We start from the raw sequence: 18,626 nt of genomic DNA, 5'->3' as shown, positions 1-18,626 counted from the left end.
TTGACGCACCTCACCGGCTCAAGGAGCGACACGTGAAGCGCAACAAGAATTCGACTCTCAGCAACGATCCGCTCTGGTACAAAGACGCGATCATCTATCAAATCCACATCAAGTCCTTCTTCGATGCCAACAACGACGGCATCGGCGATTTTCCAGGCCTGCTGGCCAAGCTCGATTACATCGCGGAACTCGGCGTCGATTGCATCTGGCTGCTGCCGTTCTATCCATCGCCACGACGCGACGACGGTTACGACATCGCCGATTATCGCAACGTGCATCCCGATTACGGCACGCTCGCCGACGTCAAGCGCTTCATTCAGGAAGCGCACGCACGCGGCATTCGCGTGGTGACGGAACTGGTCATCAACCATACCTCCGATCAACACCCGTGGTTCCAGCGCGCCCGGCTTGCAAAGCCCGGCTCGAACCATCGCAATTACTACGTCTGGTCGGATACCGACAAGAAGTACGAAGACACGCGGATCATCTTCATTGATTCCGAGCCGTCCAACTGGACGCACGATCCTGTTGCGGGACAGTACTACTGGCACCGGTTCTTCAATCACCAGCCCGACCTGAACTTCGACAACCCTGCCGTGCTGAAGGAAGTGCTGTCCGTCATGCGCTTCTGGCTGGATATGGGTATCGACGGTCTGCGGCTGGATGCCGTGCCGTATCTCGTGGAACGCGAAGGTACGAACAACGAAAACCTGCCCGAGACGCACGCAATCTTGAAGACGATCCGCGCGACCATCGACAAGGAATATCCGAACCGCATGTTGCTGGCCGAGGCGAATCAATGGCCGGAAGACGTGAAGGAGTATTTCGGCGATGAAGACGAATGCCACATGGCCTTCCACTTCCCGCTGATGCCGCGCATCTACATGTCGATTGCGAGCGAGGACCGCTTCCCGATCACCGACATCATGCGTCAGACGCCGGATCTCGCGCCGACCAACCAATGGGCGATTTTCCTGCGCAATCACGATGAACTCACGCTCGAAATGGTGACCGATTCGGAGCGCGATTATTTGTGGAACACGTATGCAAGCGATCGCCGTGCGCGCCTGAACCTCGGCATTCGCCGTCGTCTTGCGCCGCTGATGGAACGGGATCGCCGCCGTATCGAGCTGATCAATTCGCTGCTGCTGTCCATGCCCGGTACGCCTGTGATCTATTACGGCGACGAACTCGGCATGGGCGACAACATCCACCTGGGCGACCGTGACGGCGTGCGTACGCCGATGCAGTGGTCATCGGACAGGAACGGCGGGTTTTCGCGCGCTGATCCGGAACAGCTCGTGTTGCCGCCGGTGATGGGTTCGCTCTACGGTTACGACGCGATCAACGTGGAATCGCAAAGCCGCGATCCGCACTCGCTGCTCAACTGGACGCGCAAGATGCTCGCCGTGCGTCGCGCGAAACATGCATTCGGCCGTGGCACGATCCGCTTCCTGCGCCCGAACAACCGCAAGATCCTGGCGTATATCCGCGAGATCGAAGGCGAACCGCCGATCTTGTGTGTCGCGAATCTTTCGCGTGCGCCGCAAGCCGTCGAACTCGACCTGTCCGAATACGCCGGTTCCGTGCCGCTGGAAATGACCGCCGATTCCGCGTTTCCGCCCATCGGCCAGTTGACGTATCTGCTGACGTTCCCGCCGTATGGCTTCCTGTGGTTCCAGCTTTGCCCGGGCAATCAGCGTCCGGCATGGAGCCAGGCGCCGTCGGAGCAATTGCCCGAGTTCGTGACCATGGTGATTCGCGCCGGGCAGACCGGCCCGACGCCGGAGAATGTGCGCCTGCTCGAATCCGAAGTACTGCCGTCTTACTTGAGCAAGCGGCGCTGGTTTGCATCGAAGGACCAGACGCTGAAGCGCGTGCGCCTTGCCGCGTTGACCACGATCCCCGAAGCCGGGTTCGCGTTCACCGAAGTGGAAGCCGATGTTGGCGATCACACCGAACGGTATGTGTTGCCGCTGACGATTGCGTGGGGCACGGAAACCACGTCGCCGCTCTATATGCAATTGGCGCTGGCTCGTGTGCGCCAGAGCCGCAACATGGGCCATATCACCGACGCCTTCGCGGTCCCGACATTTACGTATGGCGTGCTGCGCAAGCTCAAGGAACGCGCTGTTGTACCGACCGTGCAAAAGAGCGAGATCCGCTTCATCCCGACCGAACGTCTGGATGCGTTGAACTTCAATTTCAAGCCGGGCGAACCGCTGCCCGAGATCCGTTGGCTTGCCGCCGAGCAGAGCAACAGCTCGCTCGTGATTGGCGACCAGGTCGTGCTGAAGCTCGTCCGGCGCCTCGTTGGCGGCATTCATCCGGAAGCCGAGATGAGCCGCTACCTGACGAAGCTCGGCTATGCGAACACCGGTCCGCTGTTCGGCGAGGTCGTGCGCGTCGATCCGGAAGGCGTGCCGCACACGCTCTGCATCTTGCAGGGGTTCATCGACAACCAGGGCGATGCCTGGAACTATGCGCTCGATTATCTGCGCCGCACCGTCGATGAACTCGCGCTGGCAGTGGACACCGAAGACCATTCGATGGATCGCGAGAAGGAGATGCAAGGCATCGAGGGATACCGGACGATTGCGGGGATCATCGGGCGTCGTCTGGGCGAACTGCACGTCGCGCTCGCCTCGCCGTCCGACGATCCGGCGTTCGCGCCCGAGATGGCATCGAAGGAAGATGTGCGCGCATGGAACGACGGCACGCATACGCTGCTCGTCACCGCGCTCGATATCCTCGGCGCCAAGATCCGCGACTTCAGCGAGCATGATCGCGAACTCGCGCAGAGCCTGCTCGATCGCCGCGATCTGTTGCTCGCAGCCGTGCAGAAACTCGTGCCGGAAAGCGCCAACGCGCTGCGTATCCGGATTCACGGCGACTTCCACCTGGGCCAGGTCTTGATGGCGCAAGGCGATGCTTTCCTGATCGACTTCGAAGGCGAACCGGCGCGGCCGCTGGAGGAACGCCGCAAAAAGTCGAGCCCGTTGCGTGACGTGGCCGGCTTATTGCGTTCCTTGTCCTACGCCAGCGCCGCTGCGCAGCCGACGACCGAAAACGCACCGGCAGCCGCCGCCGATCGCAAACGTGCACTGTTCGAGCGCCTGCGCGCTCATGGCGAAGAAGGTTTCCTTGCTGAATACAACGCGGCGGTTGCAGCTTCCCCGCAGCCCGTCGCCGGCGATGAAGCCACCCTGGCCGCCTTGCTCGATCTCTTCCTGATCGAAAAGGCCGCCTACGAAATCCGCTATGAAGCGGCAAACCGTCCGACCTGGATCGGCTTGCCGTTGCGTGGCCTCGCGTCGCTTGCGAGCCGCCTGCTTGGCGACACCGGCGCACCGCTCGCGCCCGGCTCGCGTCCCGCGGACGCCGCAGAAAAGGACATCTCCGATGGAAACGAAAATGAATAAGCGCACCGACGACCGAAGCCTGACTGAAGGGCTGCATCCGCTCGATATCGACGCACTTGTCGAAGCGCGCCATCCCGATCCGTTTTCAAAGCTCGGGCTGCACCAGACCGATGCAGGGCCCGTCGTGCGCGTGCTGCTGCCCGGCGCGACCAGCGTGCAGGTTCTCGCGCGCGACAGCAGCGCGCCGCTCGGCACGCTCACGCAGATTCATCCGGCGGGGCTGTTTGTCGGGTTTATCGATGAGGCTCAGGCCTACCGCCTGAATATCGACTGGCACGGCACGCCGCAGGAAGTCGCCGATACCTATTCGTTTGGCCCCGTTCTCGACGAAGACGCACTGAACCGCATCTCATGGGGCGACCCGTATGCCGTGCTCGAATGCCTCGGGTCGCGGCCGGTCGTTCATGACGGGGTATCGGGCGTGCGGTTCGCCGTCTGGGCGCCCAATGCGCGCCGGGTGTCCGTAGTCGGCGATTTCAATTCTTGGGATGGCCGTCGTCATCCGATGCGCTTGCGCCACAACGCAGGCGTATGGGAACTGTTCGTGCCGGGACTGGGCGCGGGCACGCGCTACAAGTACGAAATCATCTCGCGCGAGGGCCACGCCTTGCCGCTGAAGGCTGACCCTTGCGCATTGCAAAGCGAGCTGCCGCCGGCGACGGCTTCAGTGGTCGCGGATGCGGATGCCATCGATGGATATAGCTGGACCGACAGCGAATGGATGAACACGAAGCGCGGCCCGAAGCAGACCGTCAACGCGCCGATCTCCATCTACGAAGTCCACGCCGAATCGTGGCTGCGCGTGGCGGAAGAAGGCAACCGCGGCATGAACTGGCATGAGCTTGCCGAGCGCCTGATTCCCTATGCGAAGAGCATGGGCTTCACGCACCTCGAGTTCATGCCGATTGCAGAGCATCCGTTTGGCGGTTCGTGGGGATACCAGCCGTTGGGGCAATTCGCGCCATCGGCACGATTCGGGACACCGGAGCAATTTGCCGAGTTCGTGAATCGTGCGCACGAAGCTGAACTGGGGATCATTCTCGACTGGGTGCCGGCGCATTTTCCAAACGATGCCCACGGGCTTTTCCAGTTCGATGGCACGCCACTTTATGAGCACGCCGATCCGCGCGAGGGATATCACCAGGACTGGAACACGATGATCTACAACCTCGGCCGCAACGAGGTGAGTGCGTTCCTGGTCGCATCCGGGCTGGCGTGGCTGAAGCGGTATCACGTCGATGGATTGCGTGTGGACGCGGTGGCGTCGATGTTGTACCGGGACTATTCGCGCAAGGCCGACGAGTGGGTGCCGAACATCTACGGCGGCCGTGAAAATCTCGAATCGATTGCGTTTCTCAAGCGCCTGAATCACGAGGTGCGTCAGATTCCAGGTGCGATCACGATTGCTGAAGAATCGACGGCATGGCCGGGAGTGACGGCGCGCGTTGAAGACGGCGGACTGGGTTTCGATTTCAAGTGGAACATGGGGTGGATGCATGACACGCTGCATTACATGGAAGAAGATCCCGTGTACCGGCAGTACCACCACAACATGTTCACGTTTGGGATGGTGTATGCCTATTCCGAGCGTTTTGTCCTGCCGCTTTCCCACGATGAAGTCGTGCACGGCAAGGGATCGTTGATTGGCAAGATGCCGGGCGATCACTGGCAGAAATTTGCCAATTTGCGCGCATACCTGGGTTTCATGTGGACGCATCCGGGCAAGAAGTTACTGTTCATGGGCGGCGAGTTTGGTCAGTTCGCGGAGTTCAATCACGATGCATCGCCGCACTGGCATTTACTCGATGATCCGTACCATGGTGGTTTGCAGAAGCTGGTTCGTGATTTGAACCGGGTGTACGGGGACGAACCGGCGCTCCATAAGCTTGATAGTGATCCGCGCGGGTTTGACTGGCTGGTCGGGGACGACGCCGGGAATAGCGTTTTTGCGTTCCGGCGCACCGATGGCGAGGGTCGCGAGTGCGTGGTGATATCGAACATGACGCCGGTGCCCCGGCAGGGGTATCGGGTGGGTCTGCCTTGCGGCGGGCGATGGACGGAGATTCTTAACTCCGACGCCTCGGTGTATGGCGGATCCAATGTCGGGAATGGGGGCGTGATTCACGCCGAGAATGTTTCCAGTCATGGGCGGGAGTTTTCTGCTGCGCTGGTTTTGCCGCCGTTGGCTACTATTGTGCTGAGGTTGGACTAGCGTCCGGGGTTGGGTTGGGCAAGGCGGGGACGGGGTTGGCGCCGGGTTGCTGCTTTTTAGGCTTCCGCGCGTTCATTGTCAGGCGTCTTCTTTAGCACTATTAGCCACTGTCCGTGGCGGGACTTCATTTCTTTTTCCAACGGCGAAAAAGAAACGAAGCAAAGAAAACGCCTCTCAACCGCTAATTCTTAAGTGTCCCAAGCGTGCACTGACAACTGTTTGGTACTTCAGAAAAACGCTCGACGCCGGACTTGAGAACACTTGAACCCCTCCCCCTCCGTCAACGGCAACCCACACGCTTCGCCACCAGTGTGGGAATCCGCAAATCAGGCTTCCCCGCTGCGCGCGCTGACGCCCAAACGCAGGGTTGGCTGTACTGGTTCCGTTGTGCTCGCGCGAGCCTGGGACCACCGGCGGCAAAACCTCGGCAAGTTCAGGATGCTGTAGCGCCGTCATGTGCTCAACCCATTGTTTACTTGGGCCAGGTTTCCGTATTGACTGCCACAGTTACTGGTGGCGAAGCGTGTGGGTATCTGTTGACGGAGGGGGAGGGTTTCAAGTGTTGCTGGTTATGACGGCGACCGTTCTTCTGACGTACCAAACAGTTGTCACTGCACGCTCGGGACACTTATGAGCCCTCGGTTGAGAGGCGTTTTCTTTGCTTCGTTTCTTTTTCGCCGTTGGAAAAAGAAATGAAGTGCCGCCACGCACAGTGGCTAATAGTGTTAAAGAAGTCAGCTAGCAACGAACGCGCGGTAGCCCAGAAAGCAACAACCCGACAATGACCCCGACCGCAATGAACACTGTTCCGAACGCCAGCGCATAACCGGTGAAATGAAGTGCCGCCACGCACAGTGGCTAATAGTGCTAACGAAGTCAGCTAGAACTGAACGCGCGGTAGCGTAAAAAGCAGCACCCCGGCACCACCCCCGACCACTAACAACGACCCACCCCCTCCAAAACCTACCCCTCGAGTGCGAACGAAAATTCTATGCCGAATTCATTCCCCGACAAGTTACTCCCGGGCGCGGCCTACCCGCTCGGAGCAAACTGGGACGGTTTGGGTGTCAACTTCGCCGTCTTCTCCGCGAACGCGCAAAAGATCGAAGTCTGTATCTTCGACACAACCGGCCGCAAAGAACTAACCCGCTTCGAACTCCCTGAATGCACCGATGAAATCTGGCACGGTTACCTCCCCGGCGCCCACCCCGGCACGGTCTACGGTTTCCGCGCCCACGGCGCCTACCAGCCGCAATACGGCCACCGGTTCAATCCGCACAAACTCCTGCTCGACCCCTACGCCAAGAAACTCGTCGGCCAATGGCGATGGTCCGACGCACTCTTCGGTTATCGCGTGCACTCGAACCGCCTGGACCTTTCAATGGATCGGCGCGACTCCGCCCCCGCCATGCCGAAATGCGTCGTCACCGATGACGCCTTCGACTGGTCCCGCGACACACGCCCGGACATCCCCTGGGGCGAAACGGTCATCTACGAAACGCACGTGCGCGGCACGTCGATGCTTCGCCCCGATATCCGCCAGCACGAACGCGGCTCGTTCGCGGCGCTGTCGTCGCCCTGGTTTATCGAACATTTGCAAAAGCTCGGAATCACCGCCGTCGAATTCCTGCCGGTGCACGCGTTTCTCAACGACCGTTTTCTCGTCGAACGTGGCCTGAAAAATTACTGGGGCTATAACACCGCGTGTTTTTTCGCCCCCGAACCGTCGTACCTCTCGACCAACCGCCTGAACGAAATGCGCATTGCCGTGCGCCGGTTGCACGCAGCGGGCATCGAAGTGTTCCTGGACGTGGTCTACAACCACACGTGCGAGGGCAACGAGCTCGGGCCGACCATGTCGTGGCGCGGCCTCGATAACGCCAGCTACTACCGCCTGATGCCCGGCGACGAACGCCATTACATCAACGATACCGGTTGCGGCAACACGGTCAATCTCTCGCACCCGCGCGTGCTGCAAATGGTGATGGACTCGCTGCGCTACTGGGCGACGGCGTTCAATATCGATGGCTTTCGTTTCGATCTCGGCGTGACTCTTGGCCGCGAAGGCCACGGTTTCGATCCGGGTTCCGGCTTCTTCGATGCCATCCGCCAGGATCCGATCCTCAATACGCGCAAGATGATCTCGGAGCCGTGGGATATCGGGCCCGATGGTTATCAGGTCGGCAATCATCCGCCTGGCTTTGCCGAATGGAACGATAAATTCCGCGATGGCGTGCGCCGTTTCTGGCGCGGCGACGCCGGCGTGCGGCCCGACCTCGCGGCGCGGCTGACGGGATCGGCGGAGCTGTTTTCCCGCCGGCGCAGGAAACCGTGGGCATCGGTCAATTTCGTCGCCTCGCACGACGGCTTCACGCTCGCCGACGTCGCGGCCTACGACCAGAAGCACAACGAGATGAACAAGGAAGGCAACAACGACGGCCATAACGAGAACTGCAGCACGAACTGGGGCGTGGAAGGTCCGACCGACGACCCCGAGATCCTCGAAACACGCGCACGCGTCGCGCGTGCGCTGGTCGCAACCAACCTGCTTTCGCTCGGAACGCCCATGCTCCTCGGCGGCGACGAATTTGGCCGCTCACAGCACGGCAACAACAACGCATATTGCCAGGACAACGAGATTTCGTGGATGGACTGGCGTCTCGCCGATACCCCCGCCGGCCGCACGATGACGGAGTTCATCGCGAGCGTGATTGCGCTGCGAAAAAACTACCCGCTGTTGAGGGAAATGCGTTTCCTCAAGGGCGACAAGGAGGTCCTCCCGGGCCTCTACGACGTCGGCTGGTTCGACGAACGCGGCGGCGCGCTCACCACCGACGCGTGGCAGGACCCGGAAGGCCGCGCGCTCACGCTGCGTCGCGCGGGGCCCGGGCTCGACGGCAAGATCGATGTGATGCTGATCATGATGAACGCGTCGTCACAGGCGCTGGCTTTCTCGGCGCCTGCACCGCACTTGGAATGGAATGTGCTCACGGATAGCGCTGTGCCCGACGCGCTGCAGTATCCGTTGATTGGCACGGAACTGGAGGTGCAGGCGCATAGCGTGGTGGTCCTGCTCGCCCAGCCGACCGGCGACGCCGACTGGCAGGCCGTATGGATGGCGGGAGCACATGAGGGCCCGCGTTTGTTGACCGCCTTGCCGCCTGACCCGGGCACAACCGGAGCGAGGCGCACGCCGGATCCTTGGAAGTCACCCGGCGAACAGGAAAGTTGATTGTTGAAGCGATAAATGCGGCGAACGTGGCGGATGTCGAAGCCTGCGCACCCTAGCCAAGTATTTGAAAGCGCCCTTGAAGGCAAAGAGACCATGTCTGAAACTCCCATCGATCCACACAAGCGCCAACACGCTCATTGCCTGCCCTTCGGCGCCCATCTCACCGATGCCGGCCACACGCGCTACCGGTTCTGGGCGCCATCGCTCGATTCGGTCCAGCTTGAGCTGTATGACGACGACCAGAAACCCACGCTGACGCAGATGAACCCGACTGGCGACGGCTGGTACGAAGCCCTGGCCGAAGGCGGCGCGGGTACCCGCTACCGGTATCGCCTGAACGACGATCTGGCCGTACCCGATCCCGCATCACGCTTTCAGCCAGAGGATGTCCACGGTCCGAGCGAGGTCATCGACCCGCGTGCGTTCCGCTGGGGAAACACGGAATGGCATGGTCGTCCGTGGGAAGAAACCGTGCTGTACGAACTGCACGTGGGCACGCTCGGCGGTTACGCCGGCGTGACCAGGCAACTCAAGGATCTCGCGCATCTAGGTGTGACGGCCATCGAACTGATGCCGCTCAATGATTTCAGCGGTACCCGCAACTGGGGCTACGACGGCGTGCTGCCGTATGCGCCCGATTCGGCGTACGGCACGCCGGATGAATTGAAGACGCTTATCGATACCGCGCACGGTCTCGGCCTGATGGTCTTCCTCGACGTGGTCTACAACCACTTCGGCCCGGACGGCAATTTCCTGAGCGCGTACGCAAAGACGTTTTTCCGCGAAGGCGTGAACACGCCATGGGGTCCGGCGATCGATTTCGAGCGTCCGCAAGTGCGCGATTTCTTCTTCGATAACGCCATCTACTGGCTCAACGAATATCGTTTCGATGGCTTGCGCCTCGATGCCGTGCACGCCATCAACGACGACGAATGGCTGCGCGAGCTGTCCGACCGCGTTCGTTCGTCGGTGGAACATGGGCGGCACGTGCATCTCGTGCTGGAGAACGAGCACAACACGTCCAATCTCCTGGAATCGCATTTCAACGCGCAGTGGAGCGACGACTCGCACAACACGCTTCACGTGCTGCTGACCGGCGAGGATGAAAGCTACTACGGCGCGTACAGCAAAGAGCCGATCCAGAAACTCGCCCGCGTCCTGAGCGAAGGTTTTGTGTATCAAGGCGAGCCCTCGCCCATTCACGACAACAAACCGCGCGGCGAGCCGAGCGGCCATCTGCCGCCGAGCGCATTCGTGATGTTCCTGCAGAATCACGACCAGGTCGGCAACCGCGCAATGGGCGAACGCCTGCGAACGTTGACTTCCGAAGACGCGCTTTACGCAGCGACAGGCCTGATGCTGTTGTCGCCGCAAATCCCGATGCTCTTCATGGAAGAACAGCACGGTTCCACGCAACCCTTCCTGTTTTTCACGGACTATCACGACGAACTGGCTGATGCCGTGCGCGAAGGCCGCCGCAAGGAATTCGCGAAGTTCACCGCATTCACCGACGAAAAACGCCGTGCGCAAATCCCGGATCCGAACCATATCGACACGTTCAGGATGTCGTCGCCGGATGAGTCCAGGCTCGCCGCCGATCACAACGACTGGCTGCATTTCTATCGATCGGCGCTGGCCGTGCGCGCGAAGTTGCTGATGCCGCGTCTGAAGGGTTCAGAGGCGCTGGGCGCAGAGGTTATCGGCGAGAAGGCGGTCGTCGCGAACTGGCGTCTCGGCGATGGCAGTACCTATTCCGTCGCGTTGAATCTCGGCAAGGAAGCCGTGAAGCTCACCGGTCATCCGCCTGGCAAGGTCGTCTTCGAAACGCCGGCTCGCGCACGTGATGCCGCAGACAAGGGCGAGCTCGGCGCCGAGACTTTTATCGCGTGGCTGACAGGCGATTTCGCCGATGCCGCGTTCAATCATGACGCCCGCCGCGTCAAAGCTTCGGGGAAAACCTCGTGAGCACGATCACCACACCGCCGGCCACGTCCGGCCAGACACCCACGCCGCCGAGTCCTGTCGAGGCGCTTGCCATCAAGGCCGGCTTCGAAGTCGAATGGCAGGACGCGCACAAGCAAACGCAGCGCGTGCCCGAAGCAACGCTGACCGTCCTGCTGGAACGACTCGGTTTGCCCTGCGGCAACGCCACGCAGCTGAAACAAAGCACCGCCACGCTCGATGCCGAATTGACCGGCCGCAAACTTCCACCGCTGATGACCGCCGAGGTCGACCGCGCCATAGCGCTGCCGGTCGCTGCGGTGAAAACGGGCGCGCGGTATCGGATAGAGCTGGAAAGCGGCGCTGTCATCGACGGACGGTTCACGTCACCGCGCGGCGAAACCGCGTTGCTATCTCCGATCTCCGAGCCGGGTTATCACGCGCTCGTGATCAACGAGCAGCGCACCACGCTCGCGGTCGCCCCGGCACGTTGCTATACCGTCGATGACGCCTGGCGCGCGATCGAATCCAACGCAAAAAAGGCGCCGCCCATGTGGGGCATCGCCACGCAGGTTTACGGATTGCGGCGCACGGGCGATGGCGGTGTCGGCGATTACACGGCGCTGGCTACCCTCGCTGCCGAAAGCGCGCAGCGCGGCAGCCACGCCGTCGCGATCAGTCCGATGCACGCCATGTTCAGCGCCGAGCCGAACAAGTTCAGCCCATATTCGCCGTCGTCGCGCCTGTTCCTGAACATCGCGCATATCGATCCGGCTGCAGTAATGGGCGCCGAAGCAGCCCAGGCCGCGATCAAGACAGCCGGCGTCGCCGATGAATTCGCCGAACTCGAAGCGCTGCAGCTGATCGACTGGCCGCGCGTGGTGACGGCGAAGCTCGCCGTGCTGCGTGCGCTGTTTGCGCAGTTCAGCACGCAGGGCAACGACTCGCTGCACAAGGACTTTGCGAAGTTCGTCAAACACGGCGGACGCGCGCTTGAAGATCACGCGCGTTTTGAAGCGCTGCAGGCCGTGCAGTTGAAGGAGTTTGGTGAAGGCCACTGGCGCAACTGGGCCGGCGATCTCAACAATCCACGCAGCAATGCGGTCGCCGAATTTGCAGCCGCAAACAAGGAAGAAGTCGAGTTTTTCCTCTTTGCACAATGGCTCGCGGCAAAGGGTCTGTCGCACGCGCAACACGTGGCGCGCGACTCCGGCATGGCGATCGGCCTGATTGCGGATCTCGCCGTGGGTTGTGACAGCGCCGGCAGTCACGCGTGGTCGTATCGCGATGAAATGCTGCAAGGCGTGTCCGTCGGCGCGCCGCCTGATCTGTTCAACCAGAAGGGGCAATCGTGGGGACTGACCACGTTCTCCCCGCGCGCCATGCGCACGCAGGGCTTCACGGCGTTTATCGACATGTTGCGGGCCGCGTTCACGCTCGCAGGCGGGATCCGTATCGATCACATTCTCGGCCTGCGCCGTTTGTGGCTCGTGCCCGACGGCGAAAGCGCGAAGGACGGCGCCTACCTTCGATACCCCCTCGAAGACCTGTTGCGACTGATCGCGCTCGAATCGTGGCGCCATAAGGCGATCGTGATCGGTGAAGACCTCGGCACCGTGCCGCCGGGTTTCCGCGAACGGCTGCAAGAACATGGTCTGCTCGGCATTCGCGTGCTGTGGTTCGAGCGCGCCGAAGAAGGTCCGGGTTTCAAGGCGCCCGCCGACTGGGATCGCGATGTCGCCGCGACCACGACCACGCACGATCTGCCGACCGTCACCGGCTGGTGGATCGGCGAGGACATTGTCTGGCGCTCGAAGATCGGCCAGACCGCCGTACGCGCCGATGGCAAGGACGCCGTCGAGATGGCGCAGGCGGAACGCGGCGAGGATCGCGAATTGCTGTGGACTGCTTTCCAGGAAGCCGGCGTTGCCGCGCCGGATGTCGACGTTCCGGCCGATATCTCACCGCAGACCGCGCCGGTCGACGAAGCGCTCGCGTTCGTAGCATCCACGCCCGCACCGCTCGTCACCTATCCGCTGGAAGACTTGCTCGCGCTCGCCGAGATGCCGAACTTGCCGGGGTCCATCGACGAGCATCCGAACTGGCGCCGGCGGCTGGCGGTTCCCGTATCCGAACTGTTCGATGACGACTCGTTCGTCGACCGTCTGCTTGCCGTCGACCAGGCCCGACAGAAATCCGCCCATACGAAGGCGGCCGCGCATGACACCGCGCATAACGCATCACCCACTGACTGAAGACCATGACCGTCCCGCGCTCCACGCTTCGCCTGCAGCTTCACAAGGATTTCACGTTCGACGACGCCGCGCGCCAGGTCGACTACATGGCGTCGCTCGGGATCAGCCATGCGTATTTATCGCCGATCACCACCGCCACGAGCGGTTCCACGCACGGTTACGACACCGTCGACTACACGCGCGTGAACCCTGAACTCGGCGGCGAGGAAGGACTGAAACGCTTTGTCGAAAAACTGCGCGAACACGACATGGGCGTGATCGTCGATGTCGTGCCGAATCACATGGGCGTGGGCGGCTCCGAGAACCTCTGGTGGATGGATATCCTCGAATGGGGCCGTCACGCCGCCCATTCGCGTTATTTCGATGTCGACTGGCACTCGCCCGACCCCGCACTGCGCGGCAAGGTGCTCGCGCCGTTCCTGGGCGCCGCGTATGGCGAGGAACTGAAGGGCAACAAGATCAAGCTTACCTTCGACGCCAGCGACGGCCGTTTCAAGGTCACGTACTACAGCAACACGTTCCCGGTGAGCCCGCTCGATTACGCGGCGATCCTGCAGGACAGCGCGCCAGAAATGGCGCAGCGCTTCACGGGTCTGTCGACGCAACCCGCCGACCAGCCGCGCGCCGACGAAGCACGTGCCGCGCTCAAGGAATTCGCGGCATCGGAGGAAGGCAAGAAGGCCATCGATACCGCCGTGCGCGCTCATTGCGGCGACAACGTAACGGGCCGCGACCGTCTGCATCGCTTGCTGGAACGCCAGCATTACCGGCTCGCATGGTGGCGCACAGCCGCGGATGAAGTGAACTGGCGCCGTTTCTTCGATGTCTCCACGCTCGGCGGCATGCGCGTGGAGCGCCCGGAGGTCTTCGACGCATCGCACGCGCTGATCTTCCGTCTGTTCACCGAAGGGCTGATAGACGGCGTGCGGATCGATCACGTCGATGGACTCGCCGAGCCGCGCGAATACTGCCAGCGCTTGCGCCATCGCCTGGAAGAGCTGGCGCAACAGCGTCCCGAGAACCTGCGGCAAGCGCGCACGTATTTTGTCGTCGAGAAGATCCTCGCGCGTGGCGAGCCCGTGCGCGACGACTGGCAAATCGATGGCACCACCGGCTACGATTTCATGAACGACGTCGGCGCGCTGCTTCACGATCCGCGCGGCGCTCAACCCCTCGCACAAAGCTGGGCCGAGTTGTCCGGACGTCCGGCCGACTTCGCAGTCGAAGCCGAAGCCGCGCGTCGCAAGATCCTGGCTGAGAACCTTTCCGCCGAACTCGACCGCGTTGCCCGCGCACTGCATCGGATCGCACGTGACTTGCCCGCCACTCGCGACTTCACGTTTTCATCGCTGAAACGGGTGACGTCCGAACTCGTCGTGCACTTCCCCGTGTACCGGATCTATCCGGTCAGCGGACAACGCAGCGCTGAAGACGAACGCTTTTTCTCAATGGCCTATGAAGGTGCGAAGGCCGCGCTAGCGCCGGCGGACCACGGCATTCTTGATCAGGTCGCGCAATGGCTTGGCGGCCCGGGCGGCGAAGAGCCCATTGAAGAAAAGCCGCCGCGCGAACGTATGCTCGACCGCCATGGACGCGAGCGTCCGGGCAGCCCATCCCAGAGCGCGCCGGCGAGCGTCAACGGGTCGAACTCGATTGGTTCTCATCGACGCAATGCGCAAACCCTGTTCTCGCAACTGACGTCGCCGGTGGCAGCGAAAGCCGTCGAAGACACAGCGTGTTACCGATACGGCCGGCTCATCTCGCGCAACGAAGTCGGTGCCGATCCGGGCGAGTTTTCGTTATCGGTCGAGCAATTTCACGAAGGCAACGAGGAGCGCGCCAAACGCTTCCCGAATGCCATGCTCACGACCGCCACGCACGACCACAAGCGCGGCGAAGACGTCCGTGCGCGGATCGCGGCTTTAAGCGAGATCCCCGACGAGTGGACCGCAACGTTGAAAAGCTGGTCGACGTTGAACACGCCGCAACGCCGCATCCTGAATGCCGATGAAAACGACTGGGCGCCAGGCGCTGCCGGCGAAGCAATGCTTTATCAGACGCTCGTAGGCTGCTGGCCGCCTGCGCTTTCTCCCGACGACGAAGCCGGCGTCAAGGAACTTGCCGAGCGCGTGAGTGCGTGGCAGTTGAAGGGGATGCGCGAAGCCAAGTTGCGCACGAGCTGGTTTGCGCCCGACGAAGCCTATGAAAACGCATGCCGCGATTTTCTTTTTGATATCCTCGCGCCCCAACGCCGCGATGGCTTCCTCGGCGAGTTGCCGGCGTTCGTCGCGCGGATTGCGAAAACCGGCGCCATCAACAGTTTCCAGCAGACGTTGTTGCGGCTGACATCGCCGGGCGTGCCGGATCTTTATCAGGGCACCGAACTATGGGATTTCAGTCTCGTCGATCCCGACAATCGCCGTCCCGTCGACTTCGAGCAGCGGCGTACGTGGCTTGCTGAAGGCGAGGCGCAGGGTGCGCCATCGGAACAGTTGCAGAATTGGGAAGATGGCCGCGTGAAGCTTGGTATCGTGCGTCGCGCGCTTGCCTTGCGGGCGCATTCACCAGCGCTTTTCGAGCAAGGTTCGTACATACCGCTGAAAGTGGAAGGTGCGCATGCGGACAGCGTGATCGCGTATGCGCGGCACGCGGGAAGCGCATATGTGATCGTGATCGCGACGCGCTTGGCCGACGCATTGCTCGCTGAAAACGATACCGCGCTGCCCCTGGTCGATGCCGCCCATTGGGGCGACACGGCGGTCGTGTTGCCGGAAGCGCTGGCTTCGCGGGCGTTGTTCGACTGGCTGAGCCCGAACGCGCCCAAGTCCGATGGTCAGCGCCTGTTCATGCGCGATGCGCTGGCTTCAATGCCGGTTGCTTTGCTGATGGAAGAAGGCGTGCCGCGAGTCTGATGAACCAACGTAGAGTAAGCGGAAGAATCAATCCGCTTCCTCCGCGACCTCTTCATGCGGATAAACGCGAACGAGCACGATGCGCGGTCCGTTCATCTTCTTCACCACGATATCAAAACGATCGAAGCCCACACGCTGGCCTTCGCTTGGAAGATCGCCCAGCGCATTGATCACGAGTCCGCCAACAGACTCGGACTGCCCCTCGTCGATATCGATCCCCAACGCCCGCTCCAGTGACACCACCGGCAAGCTGCCCTTGCCCATCAGCGTGCCGTCGTCCATGCGGGACCAGTCGGCATCGCCTTGACGAAACTCGTCGTGGATCTGGCCGACGAGCGCGCCCAGCAGGTTGTCGAGCGTGAGGAAACCTATCGGCTTTGCGCCCTTGCGGCCGACGAGCGCAAAGTGCGGCGCGCCCTTGCGGAAGCGCCGGAACAATTCGAGCGCTGACAGATTCCCGGCCACGTATTGAACCGGGCGTACGTGCCGCTCGAGGGAATCCTGCTTCGTGTCCTGTCGCGTCAGGCCATGGAGAAGGCCACGCCCGGCGCCATCGCGTGCGAGCAGCAGGTCTTTCAAGTGGATCATGCCGAGCACACGTTCGCTGGTCGCATCGGCAAAAAGCGGATAGCGGCTGAAACGATGGCGCGCGATCACCTGCATGTTGTCGCGCATCGGCAGGTCGTTGCGCAGGCCGACCATCTCGTGGCTTGGACGCATCAGGTCGGACACCGTCATGCGGCTGAAATCCAGCGAATGCGCGATGGTGTTCCATTCGTCGGCGTTGTAGCTGGAATCCGCGTGCGAACTTGAAATCCCCAGTGTATCTGGCGTAGTCGATGCCCCGCTCAATCGCCGCCCGCGCAGGATCAGCTTGAGTTCGTCAGTGGAATAGTGGGCGTCGCCGCCATGTTCGCCGCTCAATCCAAACAGGCGTAGCACGAAGTTCGCGCTCGAATTGAGCACCCAGATGAACGGGTACATTGCCCAGTAGAAGCCGTAGAGCGGCATGGCCACCCACAAACCGACCTGTTCGGCACGCCGGATCGCCCACGATTTCGGCGCAAGTTCGCCGACCACGATGTGCAGAAAGGAAATGCAGGAGAAAGCGAAGAACAGGGAGACTGCATCTATCAGCTTCGCTGATTCGATGCCCGCCAGCGCGAAAAGCGGATGCAGTAACGCGGCGAAAGCCGGCTCGCCGAGCCAGCCGAGGCCGAGCGACGCCAGCGTGATGCCAAGCTGACACGCCGACAAATACGCGTCCAGCTTGCCGTGAACCTTCGCAAGCAGGCGTCCGGGCAAGCCGTTCGACCGTGCGATGGCCTGGACGCGCGTGGCGCGCAGCTTGACCAGCCCGAACTCGGCCGCGACGAAAAACCCGTTCAGCGCGACGAGCAACAAGGCACCAATTAGCGCAACAACCTGATTCAAAGCAACTTGCTCCACAAGATAAAACGCCAGTATAGAGGCGCAAGCTGCTCGAAAGTTAAATCAGGTGCCGCTCAACAAAACGCGCAGTTTGAGCGTGACGTTGGCGCCATCGGTTACGTCGTCGTGTTCAAACGTGCCGCCATGCGCTTCGGCTACGCGCTTGCAGAGCGCCAGTCCCCATGCAATGCGCGCCGCTTCGCGAGGCAAGGTCGCTTGCTTGCGTGCGAATGCTTCGAGCGCGTGCGGCAGTTCGGGATCGGTAAGCGCTTTCACCGATGCCGTAAAACTGACAACAGCGACGAACGCGCCGTCTTCCACGCGCGCCTCCGTAATCACTGTCGATCCCGCCACGCTGCCCTCCGTGGCGAACGCGAGCATGAGCCACAGCGCCTGCGTCAGCCGTTCGTTATCGCCGATGATCTGCTCTTCCGCCAGCGCCGATTTCACCTGCAGCGACACTTCGCGGGCCGTCGCGAGGCTCGCTCGCGCTTCGGCCGCCGCGTGCTCCAGCAACGGACGCAGCGCGAGCGGAACGCGGTTCAGCGCGAGTGTCTTGGTCTCGGCGCGGGTTGTATCGATGGATTGCTCGATCAGCTTCACCTGCTGCTCGACACCCGAGCGGATACCACCCAGGGCGCGCTGGGCGGAGGCATCGGCGGTATCGACCTTGCGCTCGAGCACGTAACCCCAGCTATGGATGGCGTTCAGTGGTCCGCGCAAGTCGTGCGATACCACACCCAGCACGTGATCGCGCATGAACAGCGCCGCTTCGGCGCGCAAGTGGGCGGTGCGTTCATCCGTCTGCTTCTGCTGCGTCTGCGCGGCCGTGTCCAGGCTGCACGGCGACACGATCAGCGTCACGCTGTCCTTGCCGGGCAGCGCGAGGATGCTGAAAGCGCGCGTGCCGCCCTCGTCAATCGATACCCGCGCACGCCGGACGCTGCCTGCGGCGAGCGCGGCATCGGCGGCTTCGGCAAGCACCGCGATGAGCGGCTTTGGCAAAGGGGTATCGGCAAGCGCCTGGCCCTCGAACGCGCGGGGGTCGAGGTCGAACAGATGCGTGAGAACGGTGTCGGCTGAGAGGCAGCGCTGCGCGGCATTCAGGACGAGCACGCCATCCGTGCCCGCGACCGGCGCTTCAGGACGGGGAGCGCGCCCCGTTTCGACCGTGCCTGAGAAAGACGTTGTCACGATTGGAAATCCTTGAGCGTTGATAAA

8 protein-coding genes are annotated in these 18,626 nt (G+C 61.9%); 6 read left to right on the top strand and 2 right to left on the bottom strand.

The window, feature by feature from the left end; translation table 11 throughout:
• Nucleotides 1-32 precede the first annotated feature (32 nt).
• The 6 genes from treS to treY all read left to right on the top strand — a co-directional run bounded on the left by treS (nt 33) and on the right by treY (nt 15,974).
• A complete protein-coding gene (treS, locus tag AX768_RS23055; protein ID WP_062002478.1) occupies nt 33-3,422 on the top strand; it encodes a maltose alpha-D-glucosyltransferase in 3,390 nt (1,129 codons plus the stop codon).
• Nucleotides 3,415-5,634 carry a 1,4-alpha-glucan branching protein GlgB gene (gene glgB, locus AX768_RS23050; protein ID WP_062002477.1) on the top strand — a complete coding sequence of 740 codons (2,220 nt, stop codon included), beginning with the start codon at nt 3,415-3,417 and terminating at the stop codon, nt 5,632-5,634. The genes treS and glgB overlap by 8 nt, the downstream gene beginning before the upstream one ends.
• Before the next feature lie 991 nt (nt 5,635-6,625).
• Nucleotides 6,626-8,866, top strand: coding sequence for a glycogen debranching protein GlgX (gene glgX, locus AX768_RS23045; RefSeq protein WP_062002476.1), 2,241 nt, complete (start codon nt 6,626-6,628; stop codon nt 8,864-8,866).
• Nucleotides 8,867-8,959: 93 nt separating this feature from the next.
• Nucleotides 8,960-10,831, top strand: a complete 1,872-nt coding sequence (gene treZ, locus AX768_RS23040; protein ID WP_062002475.1) for a malto-oligosyltrehalose trehalohydrolase — start codon at nt 8,960-8,962, stop codon at nt 10,829-10,831.
• A gap of 5 nt (nt 10,832-10,836) precedes the next feature.
• On the top strand, nt 10,837-13,062 hold the full coding sequence (gene malQ, locus AX768_RS23035) for a 4-alpha-glucanotransferase (RefSeq protein WP_062003605.1): 2,226 nt from the start codon (nt 10,837-10,839) through the stop codon (nt 13,060-13,062).
• A gap of 5 nt (nt 13,063-13,067) precedes the next feature.
• The gene (gene treY / locus AX768_RS23030; RefSeq protein ID WP_062002474.1) at nt 13,068-15,974 is read left to right on the top strand and encodes a malto-oligosyltrehalose synthase; all 2,907 of its coding nucleotides are present in this window, start codon (nt 13,068-13,070) and stop codon (nt 15,972-15,974) included.
• 27 nt (nt 15,975-16,001) lie between these two features.
• On the opposite strand, the gene AX768_RS23025 is transcribed toward treY, so the two are convergent.
• The gene (locus AX768_RS23025) at nt 16,002-17,408 is read right to left on the bottom strand and encodes a hemolysin family protein (RefSeq protein ID WP_062003604.1); all 1,407 of its coding nucleotides are present in this window, start codon (nt 17,406-17,408) and stop codon (nt 16,002-16,004) included.
• 60 nt (nt 17,409-17,468) lie between these two features.
• Nucleotides 17,469-18,599, bottom strand: coding sequence for a sensor histidine kinase (locus AX768_RS23020; protein WP_335340488.1), 1,131 nt, complete (start codon nt 18,597-18,599; stop codon nt 17,469-17,471).
• Nucleotides 18,600-18,626: the final 27 nt, after the last annotated feature.

Origin of the sequence: Burkholderia sp. PAMC 28687, from assembly GCF_001577465.1 — a bacterium.
Lineage (GTDB): Bacteria > Pseudomonadota > Gammaproteobacteria > Burkholderiales > Burkholderiaceae > Caballeronia.
Note: the sequence above shows the minus strand (reverse complement) of the source record. Positions and strands in the feature narration are given on the sequence as shown.

Excerpts from the sequence above, each read along its gene's own strand:
- glgB (WP_062002477.1), top strand. The coding sequence starts at position 3,415 with ATGAATAAGCGCACCGACGACCGAAGCCTGACTGAAGGGCTGCATCCG.
- glgX (WP_062002476.1), top strand. The coding sequence starts at position 6,626 with ATGCCGAATTCATTCCCCGACAAGTTACTCCCGGGCGCGGCCTACCCG.
- treZ (WP_062002475.1), top strand. The coding sequence starts at position 8,960 with ATGTCTGAAACTCCCATCGATCCACACAAGCGCCAACACGCTCATTGC.
- treY (WP_062002474.1), top strand. The coding sequence starts at position 13,068 with ATGACCGTCCCGCGCTCCACGCTTCGCCTGCAGCTTCACAAGGATTTC.